The organism is Micromonospora chokoriensis (assembly GCF_900091505.1).
Taxonomy (GTDB): Bacteria; Actinomycetota; Actinomycetes; order Mycobacteriales; family Micromonosporaceae; genus Micromonospora; species Micromonospora chokoriensis.
The window spans coordinates 3,088,040-3,104,140 of record NZ_LT607409.1; the positions used below are offsets into that span (position 1 = coordinate 3,088,040).

The 16,101-nt window shown below is 72.8% G+C and carries 10 protein-coding genes; 7 read left to right on the top strand and 3 right to left on the bottom strand.

Annotated elements, in window-relative coordinates; all coding sequences use genetic code 11:
- Positions 1–27: 27 nt before the first annotated feature.
- From GA0070612_RS14640 to GA0070612_RS14665, 6 genes are all read left to right on the top strand, one after another.
- Positions 28–3,300: an error-prone DNA polymerase gene (locus GA0070612_RS14640; RefSeq protein ID WP_408630569.1), complete on the top strand. Its 3,273-nt coding sequence runs from the start codon at positions 28–30 to the stop codon at positions 3,298–3,300.
- 97 nt (positions 3,301–3,397) lie between these two features.
- Positions 3,398–3,571 carry a hypothetical protein gene (locus GA0070612_RS14645; protein ID WP_167393588.1) on the top strand — a complete coding sequence of 58 codons (174 nt, stop codon included), beginning with the start codon at positions 3,398–3,400 and terminating at the stop codon, positions 3,569–3,571.
- 65 nt (positions 3,572–3,636) lie between these two features.
- The gene (locus GA0070612_RS14650; protein WP_197699377.1) at positions 3,637–4,413 is read left to right on the top strand and encodes a methyltransferase domain-containing protein; all 777 of its coding nucleotides are present in this window, start codon (positions 3,637–3,639) and stop codon (positions 4,411–4,413) included.
- Complete coding sequence (locus GA0070612_RS14655; protein WP_088988396.1) at positions 4,410–5,576, top strand: alkaline phosphatase family protein; 1,167 nt, start codon at positions 4,410–4,412, stop codon at positions 5,574–5,576. Before GA0070612_RS14650 ends, GA0070612_RS14655 begins: the two co-directional genes overlap by 4 nt.
- Before the next feature lie 59 nt (positions 5,577–5,635).
- Positions 5,636–6,895, top strand: a complete 1,260-nt coding sequence (locus tag GA0070612_RS14660) for a DNA polymerase IV (RefSeq protein WP_088988397.1) — start codon at positions 5,636–5,638, stop codon at positions 6,893–6,895.
- Between the two features lie 117 nt (positions 6,896–7,012).
- The gene (locus GA0070612_RS14665; protein ID WP_088988398.1) at positions 7,013–7,411 is read left to right on the top strand and encodes a DUF3040 domain-containing protein; all 399 of its coding nucleotides are present in this window, start codon (positions 7,013–7,015) and stop codon (positions 7,409–7,411) included.
- Positions 7,412–7,751: 340 nt separating this feature from the next.
- On the opposite strand, the gene GA0070612_RS14670 is transcribed toward GA0070612_RS14665, so the two are convergent.
- From GA0070612_RS14670 to GA0070612_RS14680, 3 genes are read right to left on the bottom strand one after another with little or no spacing between them, the layout of a single operon-like run.
- Positions 7,752–10,220 carry a transglutaminase TgpA family protein gene (locus GA0070612_RS14670; RefSeq protein ID WP_088988399.1) on the bottom strand — a complete coding sequence of 823 codons (2,469 nt, stop codon included), beginning with the start codon at positions 10,218–10,220 and terminating at the stop codon, positions 7,752–7,754.
- 16 nt (positions 10,221–10,236) lie between these two features.
- The gene (locus tag GA0070612_RS14675) at positions 10,237–11,535 is read right to left on the bottom strand and encodes a DUF58 domain-containing protein (RefSeq protein ID WP_088988400.1); all 1,299 of its coding nucleotides are present in this window, start codon (positions 11,533–11,535) and stop codon (positions 10,237–10,239) included.
- Between the two features lies 1 nt (position 11,536).
- On the bottom strand, positions 11,537–12,589 hold the full coding sequence (locus tag GA0070612_RS14680; protein ID WP_088988401.1) for an AAA family ATPase: 1,053 nt from the start codon (positions 12,587–12,589) through the stop codon (positions 11,537–11,539).
- 502 nt (positions 12,590–13,091) lie between these two features.
- Between GA0070612_RS14680 and leuS the strand changes: the two genes are divergently transcribed.
- A complete protein-coding gene (leuS, locus tag GA0070612_RS14685; RefSeq protein WP_088988402.1) occupies positions 13,092–15,932 on the top strand; it encodes a leucine--tRNA ligase in 2,841 nt (946 codons plus the stop codon).
- Positions 15,933–16,101: the final 169 nt, after the last annotated feature.

Below are 16,101 nucleotides of genomic sequence, written 5' to 3' on the forward strand. Positions count from 1 at the left end.
GGTGGGTGGTCGCGCGAGGAGCGGCACCTGCACGTGGTGGACCCGCTCGCCGTGGACGCCGACGGCGGCGACTCCCCGGCCTGGAGCCGCCGCCGCGCGCAGTACCAGCCGCCGGAGCTGACCCGCCCCGACGGCGTGGTGCCCTACGCGGAGCTGCACGCGCACACCAACTTCAGCTTCCTCGACGGTGCCAGCCACCCCGAGGAGCTGGCCGAGGAGGCGGCCCGACTGGGGCTCACCGCGCTCGCCGTCACCGACCACGACGGTTTCTACGGCGTGGTCCGCTTCGCCGAGGCGGCCCGCACGCTGGGTCTGCCGACCATCTTCGGCGCGGAGCTGTCCCTCGGGCTTCCCGGTCCGCAGAACGGCGAGCCCGACCCGCACGGCTCGCACCTGCTGGTGCTCGCGCACGGCCACGAGGGGTACGCCCGGCTGGCCGCCACCATCGCCCGCGCCCAGTTGCGCGGCGGGGAGAAGGGCCGCCCGGTCTACGGGAGCCTGGAGGAGGTCGCCGCCGAGCTGAAAGACCACGTGCTGGTGTTGACCGGCTGCCGCAAGGGGCACGTGCCGGGTGCGCTGCTCACCGAGGGGGTGGACGCGGCGGCCCGTGAACTGGACCGACTGACCTCGCTCTTCGGCGCGGAGACGGTGGCGGTGGAGCTGACCGACCACGGCCACCCGATCGACGCCGACCGCAACGACGCGCTCGCCGACCTGGCCGCCGCGGCCGGGCTGCCGACGGTGGCCAGCAACAACGTGCACTACGCCAGCCCCGGCCGGCGGCGGTTGGCCACCACCGTCGCCGCCGTCCGGGCCCGGCGCAGCCTGGACGAGATCGACGGCTGGCTGCCGGCGGCGGCCACCGCCCACCTGCGCAGCGGCGCGGAGATGGCGGCCCGGTTCGCCGCGTACCCGGGTGCGGTGGCGCGGGCCGCCGAGTTCGGCGCCGAGTTGGCCTTCGACCTGCAACTGGTCGCGCCGCAGCTGCCGGCGTACCCGGTGCCGCCGGGGCACACGGAGATGAGCTGGTTGCGGAAGCTGACCGCCGACGGGGCACGTGAGCGGTACGGCCCTCCGCAGGCGCACCCGACGGCGTACGCGCAACTCGACCACGAGCTGAACATGATCGAGGAGCTGGGTTTCCCCGGCTACTTCCTGGTGGTCTACGACATCGTCTCGTTCTGCCGCGAGCAGGACATCTACTGCCAGGGTCGGGGTTCGGCGGCCAACTCGGCGGTCTGCTACGCGTTGCGGATCACCAATGTGGACGCGGTCCGGCACCGACTGCTCTTCGAGCGGTTCCTCGCCCCGGAACGGGACGGCCCACCCGACATCGACGTGGACATCGAGTCCGACCGTCGGGAGGAGGTGATCCAGCACGTCTACACCCGTTACGGCCGGGAGCACGCCGCCCAGGTCGCCAACGTCATCTCCTACCGCCCCCGGTCGGCGGTGCGGGACGTGGCCAAGGCGTTCGGTTACTCGCCGGGGCAGCAGGACGCCTGGAGCAAGCAGATCGACAGGTGGGGTTCGGTCGCCACCGTCGACGTCGAGAACATCCCCGAGCAGGTGGTGGAGTACGCCAACGAGCTGCAGACGTTCCCCCGGCACCTGGGCATCCACTCGGGCGGCATGGTGATCTGCGACCGCCCGGTGATCGAGGTGTGCCCGGTGGAGTGGGGGCGGATGCCCGGGCGCAGCGTCCTGCAGTGGGACAAGGACGACTGCGCGGCGGTCGGGCTGGTCAAGTTCGACCTGCTCGGCCTGGGCATGCTCTCCGCGTTGCACTACGGCTACGACATGATCGGGTCCCGGCTCGACCTCGGTGACATGACCCTGGACGACCCGGAGGTCTACGACATGCTCTGCCGGGCCGACTCGGTCGGGGTGTTCCAGGTGGAGAGCCGCGCGCAGATGGCCACCCTGCCCCGGCTCAAGCCCCGCGAGTTCTACGACCTGGTGGTGGAGGTGGCGCTGATCCGGCCCGGCCCGATCCAGGGCGGCTCGGTGCACCCGTTCATCCGGCGTAAGAACGGCCAGGAGCCGGTGACCTTCGCGCACCCGCTGATGCGTAACGCGCTGGAGAAGACCCTGGGTGTGCCGCTGTTCCAGGAGCAGTTGATGCAGCTCGCCATCGACCTGGCCGGCTTCGACGCGGCCGAGGCCGACCAGTTGCGTCGGGCGATGGGCGCGAAACGGTCGGTGGAGCGGATGACCCGGATCGCCGACCGGCTCTACGCCGGGATGGCCGAGCGGGGCATCACCGGTGAGTTGGCCGACGACGTCTACCGCAAGCTCACCGCGTTCGCCAGTTACGGCTTCCCGGAGAGCCACGCGATGAGCTTCGCCTATCTGGTCTACGCCAGCTCCTGGCTCAAGCGCTACCACCCGGCGCCGTTCCTGGCGGCGCTGCTCAACGCCCAGCCGATGGGGTTCTACTCCCCGCAGACCCTGGTCGACGACGCCCGCCGGCACGGAGTGGAGGTCCGTCGTCCGGACATCAACGCCAGCGCGGCGTCGGCGGTGCTGGAGTCCACCCCGGACACCCGGTGGGGCAGTGGGCCGGGGGAGCCGCCGCACGCCTGGGGGCTGGGCGGTCCCGCCGTCCGGCTCGGGCTGTCCGGCGTGCGTACCCTCGGTGTGGACGTGGCCGAGCGGATCGAGGCCGAGCGGGCCGCGCGCGGGCCGTACCGGGACATGCCTGATCTGGCCCGGCGGGTCGGTCTCACCGCCGCGCAGTTGGAGGCCCTGGCCACCGCGGACGCCTTCGCCTGTTTCGGGTTGACCCGGCGGGAGGCGTTGTGGGCCGCCGGGGCGGCGGCGCAGGACCGGCCGGGCCGGTTGCCTGGCACGGTGACCGGGGCGGCGGCGCCCACGCTGCCCGGGATGGAGGCGGTGGACCGGCTGGTCGCCGACGTGTGGGCCACCGGGTTGTCGCCGGAGAGCCACCCGGCCCGGTTCATCCGGGGTCAGCTCGACGTGCTCGGCGCGGTGCCGATCGCCCGACTCGGTCGGGTGGAGCCGGGGCAGCGCATCCGGGTCGGTGGCATCGTCACCCACCGGCAACGCCCGGCGACCGCGGGTGGTGTCACCTTCCTCAACCTGGAGGATGAGACGGGGATGCTCAACGTCACCTGTTCGCCGGGGCTGTGGCAGCGCTACCGGCGGGTGGCCCGGACCAGCGCCGCGTTGGTGGTCAGGGGGCGGTTGCAGCGGCACGAGGGGGTGACCAACCTGGTGGCCGATCGGTTGGACGCCATCGAGCCACCGGTCAGCCCCGCCTCCCGGGACTTCCGCTGAACTAGTGATCCACATTACGGTTTCCTGCGGCGGTGGGCGGGAGACTCGTCCCCGAGCGGGCAGAGTGGCCCGTGATCCGTGAGGGGGAATGACAGTGATGGGGAACCACACGTACACCGGTGGAATCGCGAACGCCCGGCGGACCCGGCTGGGTGCGACCTGGGTGCCGTCGCACCTCGCCGACCCCCGCGAGTACGAGGTGACCAACGGGCCGGTGGCCAACGAGCGCCGGTCCCGGGCGGAGGACGAGGTCGAGGGCACCGAGTCCTGACCGACCCGGCGTCGCGGACCGACCGGACGGGTGGCGGGTGCGCCCGCCACACGCCCGCACCGGGGATGGACCGGGTGACTAGGCTCGACCGGGTGGAGCAGACCCGAGGCCGGTTCGCCGGGCCGCCGCTGACCCCCCGTACCGCCGTGATCTGGTCGGTGCTCCGCGCCGAACTGGACCGGCGCGGTGACGCCGAGCTCACCGTGCTGGACGTGGGCGGCGGCACCGGCGGTTTCGCCGTACCGCTGGCCCGCGCCGGGCACCGGGTCACAGTGGTCGACGCCAGCCCCGACGCGCTCGCCGCGCTCACCCGCCGGGCCGCCGAGGCCGGCGTGGCCGACCGGATCGCCGCCGTGCAGGGCGACGGTGACGCCCTCGCCGGGCTGGTCGAGCCGGCCGGCGTCGACCTGGTGCTCTGCCACGCCGTGCTGGAGGTGGTCGACGACCCCGCGCCGGTGGTGGCCGCGCTGGCCACCGCGCTGCGTCCCGGCGGCGCGGCCAGTGTGCTGGTGGCCGGCCGGGCCGCCGCCGTGCTGGGCCGGGCGATGAACGGTCACCTCGACGTCGCGGCTGCGCTGGCCACCGACCCGGCCGGTGCCGCCGGGCCGAGGGACACCCTGCGGCGACGCTACGACGCCGCGAGCGCCGCCGCGCTGCTCGGCGCCGCCGGGCTCGTGGTCGAGGAGATCCACGGGGTACGCGTGCTGGCCGACCTGCTGCCGGCGGCCGTCGCCGACGGGCAGCCCGCCGCCCTGGTCGAGTTGGAACGCGCGTTGGCCGCCCAGCCGCCGTACCGGGACCTGGCCGCCCAACTGCACCTGTTCGCCCGCCGGCCGGCATGAGCGAGTCGTCGGGCGTGGCACCGCTGGCGGTCCTCGGACCGGACCGCGGCGGCGGCCGTCTCGCCGACGTGCTGCCCAGCGCGCTCGCCGTGCTGGGCGTCCCCGGCTCGGCCGACCCGCTCGGGCTCGTCCCCGCCCTGGCGGGGGTACGCCGGGTCGCCGTGCTGCTGGTCGACGGGCTCGGGTGGTACCAGCTGCCGACCGCCGCGCCGTACGCGCCGACCCTCGCCGGCCTCGCGGCGACGGTGGCCCGGCCACTGATCGCCGGTTTTCCGTCCACCACCCCGACGAGTCTGGTGTCGCTGGGCACCGGCGTCGCGCCCGGCGCGCACGGGGTGCTCGGCTTCACCGTGCGGGTGCCCGGCACCGACCGGGTGCTCACCCACACCGACTGGGCCGCCGACCCGTCGCCGTCGACCTGGCAACCGGTCACCACCCAGCTGGAGCGTGCCCGCGCCGCCGGTGTGGCGGTGACGGTGGTGAGTCGGCCGGAGTTCGGCGGCAGCGGTCTGACGGTCGCCGCCAACCGGGGAGGCGACTTCCGGGGCGCCGCCGGTGGGGAGGCGGTGGCCGCCGCCATGCTGGCCGCGCTGGCCGCCGGTGACGGGCCGACCCTGGTCTCCGGCTACCACGCCGACCTGGACCGGTACGGGCACGTCTACGGCGTCGACTCGGAGCCCTGGCGGGTCGCCGCCACCGAGGTGGACACCCTGCTCGCCCGGCTGGTCGACGGGCTGCCGTCGGACGCGGCACTGCTGGTGACCGCCGACCACGGCCAGCTCGACGTACCCGCCGAACACCGCTTCGACCTGGACACCGACCCACGGCTGCGCGCCGGGTTGCGGCTGGTGGCCGGTGAGGCCCGGGTCCGCTACCTGCACGTCGAGCCGGGCGCGGTCGAGGATGTCCTGGCCGCCTGGTCGGAGGTGCTGGGTGACGCGGCCCGGGTCAGTACCCGCGACGAGGCGGTGGCCACCGGCTGGTTCGGGCCGGTGCCCGAGGAACACCTGGGCCGGATCGGCGACGTGGTGGTGACCTGCAACGACACGTACGCGGTCATGGCCAGCCGCACCGAGCGGCCGATGGCGTCGAAGCTGGTCGCGTACCACGGGTCGGACACGGCGGTCGAGCTGACCGTGCCGCTGCTGGTCGTCCGCGGCTGACCGGCGGTACCGGCCCACTGGTGGCTGGTGGTGTCGTACCCCCGGGTTAACCTGCCGGGATGGGCCGCAGCCAGTCGTTGCCCCGGGGCGACGATCCGCGCTTCGGGCCGGACGCCGACGATTCCGACAGCCCGATCCTGCACGTCGACATGGACGCGTTCTTCGCCGCCGTCGAGGTGCGCCGCCGACCCGAGCTGCGCGGCCGGCCGGTGGTCGTCGGCGGCGTCGGCCCCCGAGGGGTGGTCAGCTCGGCCAGTTACGAGGCCCGCCGCTACGGGGTGCGCAGCGCGATGCCGACCAGCCAGGCGCGGGCCCGCTGCCCGCACGCGGTCTACCTGCCACCGGACTTCACCGCCTACAGCGCCGCCTCCCGGGCGGTCATGCAGATCTTCCGGGATGTCACCCCGCTGGTCGAGCCGCTCTCCCTCGACGAGGCGTTCCTCGACGTCACCGGTGCCCGCCGACTCTTCGGCTCCCCGGCCACCATCGCCCGGCTGATCCGCCGCCGGGTCGCCGACGAGCAGGCCCTGACCTGCTCGGTCGGGGTGGCGCCGAGCAAGTTCGTGGCCAAGCTGGGCTCCACCCGCGCCAAACCGGACGGCCTGCTGGTCGTGCCGCCGGGGCAGGTGCTCGACTTCCTGCACCCGCTGCCGGTGGACGCGCTGTGGGGGGTGGGGGAGCGCGCCGCCGAGGCGCTGCGCCGGCTCGGCCTGTCCACCGTCGGTGACCTCGCCGAGGCGCCGGTGGGCATGCTCCGCCGGGCGGTCGGTGCGGCCTCGGCGGCGCACCTGCACGAGCTGGCCTGGGGGCGCGACCCGCGCGGGGTCAGCCCGGAGCACGTCGACAAGTCGATCGGCGCCGAGGTGACCTTCGACGTCGACGTCGCCGACCCGTTGGAGATCCGCCGCGCGTTGCTCGCGCTGAGCGCGAAGGTCGGCGTCCGGTTACGCGGTTCCGGGCAGGTCGGGCGCACCGTGGCGCTCAAGGTCCGGCTGGCGGATTTCCGCACCGTCAGCCGCTCCCGCACCCTCGACGTGCCCACCGACACCGCCCGGGAGATGTTCGACACGGTCTGGGCGCTCTACACCGCATTGGACCCGGGCGAGCGGATCCGACTCGTCGGGGTCCGGGTCGAAGGGCTCGCCTCGGCGCAGGACGCCCCCCGGCAGCTCACTCTCGGCGCACCCGAGCGTGGCTGGCGCGAAGCGGAGGCTGCCGCGGACGCCGCCGCTGCCCGTTTCGGGCGGTCCGTCATAGGTCCGGCCAGTCTGATGGGCGACGCTGATGCCCGCCGAAAGGAAAATCCACCCCACCCGTAGGTCGTCCCGCTTTCCGACGCGCGACCCCCCTCGTAGACTTGCGGGTAAGCAGCCGGATGGCTGCCACGGTCTGTCGGCCCGAGTGGGCCCGACTCAACGTGACCGGGGAGGAGTGCCGTGCCGCTCTCGGAGCACGAGCAGCGGCTGTTCGAGCAGATCGAGCGGTCGCTTGCCGAGGACCCCAAATTCGCCTCGGCCGTGCGCGCCAGCGATCCGCGCTTCCACGCGCGGCGTCGCCTGCTCGTCGCCGCCGGCGTCATCATCGCTGGCTTGGCTCTACTGGTCTATGGCGCGGTGATCAAGACTCCACCGCTGGCGGTGGCAGGCTTCGTCGTCATGCTGGCGTCGGCCGCGTTCGCGGTGCAGTCGCACCGGCGGGCACAGTCACCGGACCTGCATGTGGTGGGCGGCACGACGAGTCGTCGTCGCCCCCGTGGTGGCCGATCCGGTCGCCGGTCGTCGCTCCTGGACCGCATGGAGGACAGGTGGCGGCAGCGCCCGGAGGGGCACCGGTGAGTCGACCCCGCCGCTGAGGCGGGTCGTACGCCGCGACGAGCAGGTCGCCGGGCACCGTTCCCGGCGACCCTTGTCGTGTCCGCGCGCGCCCGCGCCGCTCTCGCCGATGATCGACTCCGCATCGGCGCGGTGGCGGCATCCTGCTGGCCACGCACCCCCATATCGCCGACCTGGAGTCGATCACCTTGAGGGGGACCGCCTGCCGAGTCCGCGCGGGCACGCCACGTCCAGGTTGAATGGGTCCGGGGGCCGGAGGGCTAGCCGGCATGCGACGGGCAGGCGGATTCCGGATGGGGGCGACGGCGGCCTGCCGCCGCCCCCGAACCTGGACGGACGTTCGTCAGCGGGCCGCCCGGTCGGCCAGCAGCCGCCGGGGGTTCCAGCGCAGCAACTGGTACCGGGCCCGCCCGGTCAGCGCCACCACTCGGCTGGAGGAGTCCGCAAGGCCGGTCCTCCACCGCAGCAGCACCGACGGTGGTAGCACCGCCGCGAGGAGACGGGTCCGTCGGTCCGCCCGCGCGGCGAGCGCCCCACGGACCGTGCGGAGAGCTGGCGACAACCGTTCACCGGTCAGCGGATCCCGCGCGTACCGGGCCCGCTCCTCCGCCCTGCCGAGCAGTTGTGCCGACTCCACCGCCGCGGCGTCGTCGAGCGTGTCCCGAACGAGCCGGTCCGCGGTCGCCCTGGGCGTTTCCGTCAGATCCACCGGAACCCGGAAGTCCACCAGGGTGTCGAGCAACTCCGCCCAGGCGGCGTGGGCGTCGGCGCGGGCACGGTCGGCGTCCATGGTGACCACCACCGCACGGGCACCAGGCTCGGTGCCGTCGTCGACGACCGTGGCAGCCGGCGTGGCGATCGCACCCCCGCCCCGTCGCCGGCGTAGCGCGAGCCGGCGCAGAGCGGGCACCGCGAGGAGAGCCAGCAGGGCCACCAGCCCTGCCGCCCACCACGGCCATACCGGCGGCTGGTCCTCGGGGGTGGTGCCGCCGGAGGAGAACCCCTCGTCGATCTCCCGGTCCGCGTTGTCCGGTCCGGCCGGCCCAGCCGTCGCCTCGGGACCGGCCGGGGTGTCCGTGACACCGGTGCCCGGCGTCGTCGGCTCCGGTGCGTCAGTGTCCGGCGCCCAGGCCGATCGGGTGGAGCCGGGCACCCCGTACGCCGGGGTGGCGTCGAAGGGCACCCAACCGACACCGTCGAAGAAGACCTCGGTCCAGGCGTGCAGGTTGAGGTTGGTCAGGGTGATCGTGTCACCGTCGCGGTTGCTGCCGTTGGTGAACCCGAACGCCACCCGCGCCGGGATGCCGGCCGCCCGGACCAGCCAGGCCATCGACGCCGCGTACTGCTGGCAGTAGCCGACCTTGTTGGTCAGGAAGTTGACGATGTCCTGCCCGCTGCTGCCGCTCTCGGTGCTGAGCCGGTATTTGAAACCGTTGTCCGCCGAGAAGTGCGAGTAGATCGCCAGCACCCGGTCGTAGTCGGTGCGCTTGCCCTGGATCAGCCCCGCGACCAGCTCGTCCACCTCGGGCACCCGGTCGGGGGTGGCGGTCATCTGCCGACGTACCGGATGCTCCGCCGGAAGCGTCGGCGCGGCCCGCAGCACCGCCGGGGTGTATGTCGAGCGGACGTAGTCGAAGGAGTATTTGCGGCCCCGGGAGTTCTCCCGGTTGGAGAAGACGATCTGCTGGTTGGGGTCGTACAGCCAGTTGCCGCTGAGGTCCTCGGTGCGCACCGGCTCGGCGTACACCGGCATCAGCGCCATGCTCAGGCTCTTGGTGACCTCGACCGTCGCCCGGTAGGTGGTGCGCTGCACGCCTTGGGCGGCCCGGTCGGCCGGGTCCGGCAGGTCCCGGTTGGCCGGCCGGCCGCTCGGGCTGCGCGCCAGGAAACCAGCCGGACGCAGCTCGTCGGCCACCGCGTAGCGCAGGTAGAACGGGTTCGGCTCGTTGGTGGTGACCTTGACCATGTCGAACACCTGCGACTGGTTGAGCTGGCCGGCGAGCGACGCGAACAGGTCGATCCGACCCGACGTGCCGCCCGAGCCGTTCCCGCTCCCGGTGCCGTTCCCCGACCCCCGGCTGATGCTGTCGAGCATCCCACCGGTCATGCCCGGCACCGCCAGGGGCAGGACCACGGCCACGGCCACCCCGATCACCGCGAGCCGGCGGCCGGCGGACGCCAGCGGCGAGGCCTCCCACACGTCGACGTCGCGGCCGTCACCGGTGAACCGCCGCCCGAAGCGGCGTACGCGGTCGACGTTGTCGGTGACCAGCAGCCAGAGGTAACCGGCGGCGCCCACCACGAACGGCACCGCGGGGACGCTGTCGACGTAGACGGCGACCGGCACCGAGTAGATGGCGAGCATCGGCAGCCCGGCCAGCGCGGGCCGACGCAGCCCGACGGCCAGGACGTCGACGAGCACCGCCACCCCGGCGACGCCGAGCACGGTGATGAACAGCAACGGGTCGGTGTCGGGAACCTCGACGCCGTACGAGCGCATGTCCTCGGCGGACCCCGCGACCAGCTCGCTGAAGTGCGCGAACGTGCTCGGCGTGGGCAGGAAGGCGAACAGCTCCGAGCCGCTGGGGAACAACCAGGTCAGGGCGAGGGTCAGGCCGGCGAGCATGCCCAGCACCTGACCCCACAGGGGCGCTCGGGCGAGCCTGGTCAACGCGGCCACCCCGGCCACCACCGTGACCGCGATGATGGACTCGATCAGCCACGTCCAACTCTCGAAGATGGCCGACAGCGGCGCGGCCGCCAGCACTGTCGCCGCGGCCGCCACCACACCGATGTTGCGACTGGCGTTCATGAGGGGAACCTTCCGTTCATCGCACGCCGCCGGCCACCGTCTCGGCCAGTGCGGCGCGTAGGGCGAAGCCCTGGGAACCCCGACCGGCCTGCGGCCACAACGCGGGCAGTCGGCTGCCGTGGTCGACCCCGACCACCCGCCAGCCGCTGCGCACCATGGCGAGGACGGCGGTGGCGTGCGCGTGCTCCGCCTCGGCCCGGGCCTTCTCTGGCAGGCTGAGCCAGGTCGAGCTGTTCAGCAGGAACCCGACACAGGTGGCGCCGTTGCCGCGCAGCCCGGCCAGCAGCTCGGCCTCGGCCACGCTCACCGTGCCGAACAGCCCGATGATCAGACCGCCGTCCGAGCGTTGGCGGACCCGTTGCACGAGGTCGGTCACCTCGGCGCGTTGATCCAGCCGGACCTCCGCGAGGTGGTCGAGCAGCGTCCCGTCACCACCGGCCTCCGAGGCGTCCACGTCCGCACCGGAGCCGGTGACCAGACGCAACTTGTAACCGGCCTGGCGCAGGTGGACGGCGATGCTCGCGGCGGCGGAGACGGACCACTCGAAGCTCGCCGTCGGCCCCTCGCCCCGGTGGCCGTAGGCGCGGGTGTCCAGGACCACTGTGGCCCGGCTCTCCCACGGCTGCTCCTCGCGCCGCACCATCAGCTCGCCGGTGCGGGCGGTGGACTTCCAGTGCACCCGCCGCAGGTCGTCACCGCGCCGGTACTCCCGGGTCGCCGCGTCGTCCTCGCCGTGCACCGCCACGGACCGGGCCCGGCTGTCGCCGCTGCCCGCGTACTCCCCGGGGAGCCGCACCGACGGCAGCGGGGTGACCTGCGGGATGACCGTCAGGTGGTCGGTGCTGGGGAAGGACCTGGTGAGCTCGCACAGGCCGAACGGGTCGGTCATCCGGACCACCAGCGGACCCACGTCGTAGCGACCCCGCACGTCGGCCCGCACCGTGTACGCCACGGAGGTGGCCTGGTGCGCGCCGAGCCGCTCCAACACCACCCGGGGCCGGCTGCCCAGCGCGTAGGGCAGCCGGTCTTCGAGAAGGAGGGTGCCGGTCGGCAGCCGGGAGAGGTTCTGCAGGCGCAGCACCACCCGGGAGTTGGCGCCGACCGGGACCCGGTGCGGGTCCAGTGAGCGGTTGCAGGCCAGCTTGTAGCGGCTGCGCCCGACATAGGCCGCGGCCAGCAACGGCAGGATGCCCAACAGCACCGCCACCCGCAGCAGATCCTTCTCGCCCAGGATGCCCGCCGAGATCGCCGCCGCGAGACCGGCGGCGAGGAAGGAGCGCCCGCGGGTGGTCAGCCCGCGCAGCCCGGCACGCACGTCACGGCCTCCGCGGCTCGTAGGGCGCGCGACCGTTGCCGGTGGCGGGTCGGGTGTCGTACGGGTTGCGCTGCCGGTCGTGCGGCAGTGGAAGGCGGTGCACCAGCTCGGAGACGATCGCGTCGGTGGTGCGTCGGGCGAGCTGCGCGTCGGCCGTCGGGATGATCCGGTGCGCGAGCACCGGCACCGCCAGGGCCTGCAGGTCGTCGGGGAGGACGTAGTCGCGACCCTCCAGGGCGGCGACCGCCCGGGCGGTGCGCAGCAGTTGCAGGGTGGCCCGGGGGGAGGCGCCGAGCCGCAGGTCAGGGGCCTCACGGGTGGCGGTGACCAGGTCGATCGCGTACTGCTTGACGGCGTCCGCGACGTGCACCTGCCGGACGGTGGAGATCAGCTGCCGGACGATGTTCGCGTCGGACACCGGGCGCAACTCGTGCAGCGGGTCGGTGGCGCCGTGCCCGTCGAGCATGGCCAACTCGGCGTTGACGTCCGGGTAGCCCATCGCGATGCGGGCGGTGAACCGGTCACGCTGCGCCTCGGGGAGCGGGTACGTCCCCTCCATCTCGATCGGGTTCTGCGTGGCGATGACCATGAACGGGGTCTGCAGTTGGTAGGTCACGCCGTCGACGGTGACCTGCCGCTCCTCCATGCACTCCAGCAACGCCGACTGGGTCTTCGGCGAGGCCCGGTTGATCTCGTCACCGACCACCAGGTTGGCGAACACCGCGCCGGGGCGGAACTCGAAGTCGTGCGTCTCCTGGTTGTAGACGCTGACGCCGGTGACGTCGCTGGGCAGCAGGTCGGGGGTGAACTGGATGCGCCGCACCGTGCAGTCGATGGACCGCGCGAGAGCCTTCGCCAGCTTGGTCTTGCCGACACCCGGGACGTCTTCGATCAGGAGGTGACCCTCGGCGAGCAGAACGGCCAGGGCGAGCCGCACGGTGGCGGTCTTACCCTCGATGACCTGCTCGATGTTGGCCACGATGGCCTCGCTGGCGGCGCGGAACTCGTCGTGCGGCAGTAGGCCGCCCACCTCGTCCCAGGTCTGTTGTGTCACGGGCCTCCTCCTCGTCGCCGTCACGGCAGCTCTGACTTGAGCACCTGGACCCGCCGTTGGGTGTTCGCGACGTCGAGCCTCGTTTGCCGCAGGAATCTCACTGGTCTATCAGGCTAACCATGTTTGTCGTTATCGCCGACCCCCGCAGGTAGTCCGTCGGTTACGCCCCGGAATATTCGCCAGCCGGGGAGGCGTGGCCGTTGCGCCACCGGGTAACCGGCCGGTCGCTCGCTGGACCGACCGGTCGGCAGGCGCCACGAACCCCGGGAGGGCGTCGTGCGGCGGGAGCCCGCCTCCGGCCCGGCGGCGGCACGCCGTCGCGCCGGACGGCGAGGTACACTGCGGGACATGGCCGGAGTCTTCCTGCTTCTTATCGGGCCGTGCTGATGCGCTGAACGCAGCGACAGCACGGCGGCCCCTCCTGCGCGAGGGGCTTTTTTGTGCCCGCCGCCGGCCCGGCCCGGTGGCGCCGAGACGAAGCGAAGCGAAGCGAGGAGAGACGATGAGCGAGGCAGCCGCACCGGCGGACGACATCCCCCCGTTCCGGTACACCGCGGCCCTGGCCAACGAGATCGAGATCCGTTGGCAGGACAGCTGGGCGCGCGAGGGCACGTTCCACGCGCCGAACCCGACCGGCCCGCTGGCCGATCCGACCCACCCGCGCGCCGGCGCGGAGAAGCTGTACGTGCTGGACATGTTCCCGTACCCGTCCGGCGCCGGCCTGCACGTCGGTCACCCGCTGGGCTACATCGGCACCGACTGCTACGCCCGCTACCAGCGGATGGCCGGCCGCAACGTGCTGCACGCGATGGGCTTCGACGCGTTCGGCCTGCCCGCCGAGCAGTACGCGGTGCAGACCGGCACGCACCCCCGGACCACCACGGTGGCGAACATCGAGCGGTACAAGGCGCAGCTGCGTCGACTGGGCCTGGCGCACGACGAGCGCCGTTCGGTGGCGACCATCGACACCGACTTCTACCGCTGGACCCAGTGGATCTTCCTGCAGATCTTCAACTCCTGGTATGACGGCGACGCCCGCCGGGCCCGGCCGATCGCCGAGTTGATCGCCGAGTTCGAGGGTGGCAACCGGCCCACCCCGGACGGCCGGGCCTGGGCCGAGCTGAGCGTCGCCGAGCGCCGGCAGGTCGTCGACGACCACCGCCTGGCGTACGTGTCGCACGCCCCGGTGAACTGGTGCCCGGGGCTGGGCACCGTGCTGGCCAACGAGGAGGTCACCGCCGACGGCCGGTCCGAGCGGGGCAACTTCCCGGTCTTCAAGCGCAACCTGAAGCAGTGGATGATGCGCATCACCGCGTACGGTGACCGGCTGCTGGACGACCTGGACACCCTGGACTGGCCCGAGCCGATCAAGCTGATGCAGCGCAACTGGATCGGCCGCTCCCAGGGCGCGCACATCGACTTCCCGACCGCCGCCGCGCCCGTCCGGGTGTTCACGACCCGCCCGGACACCGTCTTCGGGGCCACCTACATGGTGCTGGCGCCCGAGCACGGGCTGGTCGACGTGCTGGCGCCGGCCGCCTGGCCGGACGGGACGCGCGACGCCTGGACCGGCGGGCACACCAGCCCCCGGGCGGCCATCGAGGCGTACCGCAAGGCGGCGGCGGCCAAGACCGACGTCGAGCGGCAGTCCGACACCAAGGAGAAGACCGGCGTCTTCATCGGCGCGTACGCCACCAACCCGGTCACCGGCGGGCAGATCCCGATCTTCGTGGCCGACTACGTGCTGGCCGGCTACGGCACCGGCGCGATCATGGCGGTGCCGGCCCAGGACGAGCGGGACTGGGCGTTCGCCGAGGTCTTCGAGCTGCCCATCGTGCGTACCGTGCAGCCGACGGAGGGCTTCGACGGCAAGGCGTACACCGGTGACGGTCCGGCGATCAACAGCGCCGCGCCCGAGCGCGGCCTGGACCTGAACGGGCTGGGGGTCGCCGACGCCAAGGTGGCGATCATCGCCTGGCTGGAGGCGAACGGGCACGGCACCGGCGCGGTCACCTACCGGTTGCGCGACTGGCTGTTCTCCCGGCAGCGCTACTGGGGCGAGCCGTTCCCCATCGTCTACGACGAGACCGGCGCGGCCATCGCCCTGCCGGAGGAGATGCTGCCGGTCGAGCTGCCGGAGGTGGACGACTTCTCGCCGAAGACGTTCGCCGCCGACGACGCGAACAGCAACCCGGAGACCCCGCTGTCGCGGCGGCGGGACTGGGTCGAGGTCGAGCTGGACCTGGGTGACGGGCCGAAGCGCTACACCCGCGAGACCAACGTGATGCCGCAGTGGGCCGGCTCCTGCTGGTACGAGATGCGCTACCTGGACCCGACCAACAGCGACCGGTTCGTCGACGCCGAGAACGAGCGCTACTGGATGGGCCCGCGCGGCGACGGCGACTGCGGTGGCACCGACCTGTACGTCGGTGGCGCCGAGCACGCAGTGCTGCACCTGCTGTACGCGCGTTTCTGGCACAAGGTGCTGTTCGACCTGGGCCACGTGTCGTCGTTCGAGCCGTTCCGCAAGCTGTTCAACCAGGGCATGATCCAGGCGTACGCGTACACCGACTCGCGCGGCAGCTACGTGCAGGCCGAGGACGTGGTCGAGCGCGACGGCGCGTACTACCTGGAAGACCTGGTGGTCAACCGCGAGTACGGCAAGATGGGCAAGTCACTGAAGAACGTGGTGACCCCCGACGACATGTGCGCCGCGTACGGCGCGGACACCTTCCGGGTGTACGAGATGTCGATGGGCCCGCTGGAGGTGTCCCGCCCCTGGGAGACCCGGGCGGTGGTCGGGTCGTACCGGTTCCTGCAGCGGGTGTGGCGGGCCGTCGTCGACGAGCAGACCGGCGCGCCGCGGATCACCGAGGACCCGGCCGACGAGGCGACCCGTCGGCTGCTGCACAAGGTGATCGACGGTGTCCGTGGCGACATGGACGGCATCCGGTTCAACACCGCGATCGCCAAGCTGATCCAGCTGACCAACGGGCTGACCGGTCTGTCGGCCACGCCCCGTGAGGTGGCCGAGCCGTTGGTGCTGATGGTGGCGCCGTTCGCCCCGCACCTGGCCGAGGAGTTGTGGCGCAAGCTGGGTCACGACACCTCGCTGACGTACGCGGACTTCCCGACCGCCGACCCGACGCTGCTGGTGGCCGACACGGTGACCTATCCGGTGCAGGTCAACGGTAAGGTCCGTGGCCGCATCGAGGTCCCCGCCGACGCGTCCGAGGAGACCGTCCGGGCAGCTGCCCTGGACGCGGTGGCGGCGACCCTGGGCGGCAGGGAGCCCCGCAAGGTCATCGTGGTCAAGGGCCGGATGGTCTCGGTCGTCGCCTGACCCCCTCCGCCAGCACGCAGCGCGACGTCTGCGGAGCCGGGGGCGGTTCTGAGCCTGATGCCGCAGTGGAATCTAGATTCCACTGCGGCATCACGCTCTCCGGGGCGTCCGCCTCGGGGCGGGGCGGGTCAGGCGGCCAGTCCCGCCGGTCAGCGGTTCCTCGACGGGG

Excerpts from the sequence above, each read along its gene's own strand:
- GA0070612_RS14655 (WP_088988396.1), top strand. The coding sequence starts at position 4,410 with ATGAGCGAGTCGTCGGGCGTGGCACCGCTGGCGGTCCTCGGACCGGAC.
- GA0070612_RS14670 (WP_088988399.1), bottom strand. The coding sequence starts at position 10,220 with ATGAACGCCAGTCGCAACATCGGTGTGGTGGCGGCCGCGGCGACAGTG.
- GA0070612_RS14645 (WP_167393588.1), top strand. The coding sequence starts at position 3,398 with ATGGGGAACCACACGTACACCGGTGGAATCGCGAACGCCCGGCGGACC.
- GA0070612_RS14660 (WP_088988397.1), top strand. The coding sequence starts at position 5,636 with ATGGGCCGCAGCCAGTCGTTGCCCCGGGGCGACGATCCGCGCTTCGGG.
- leuS (WP_088988402.1), top strand. The coding sequence starts at position 13,092 with ATGAGCGAGGCAGCCGCACCGGCGGACGACATCCCCCCGTTCCGGTAC.
- GA0070612_RS14650 (WP_197699377.1), top strand. The coding sequence starts at position 3,637 with ATGGACCGGGTGACTAGGCTCGACCGGGTGGAGCAGACCCGAGGCCGG.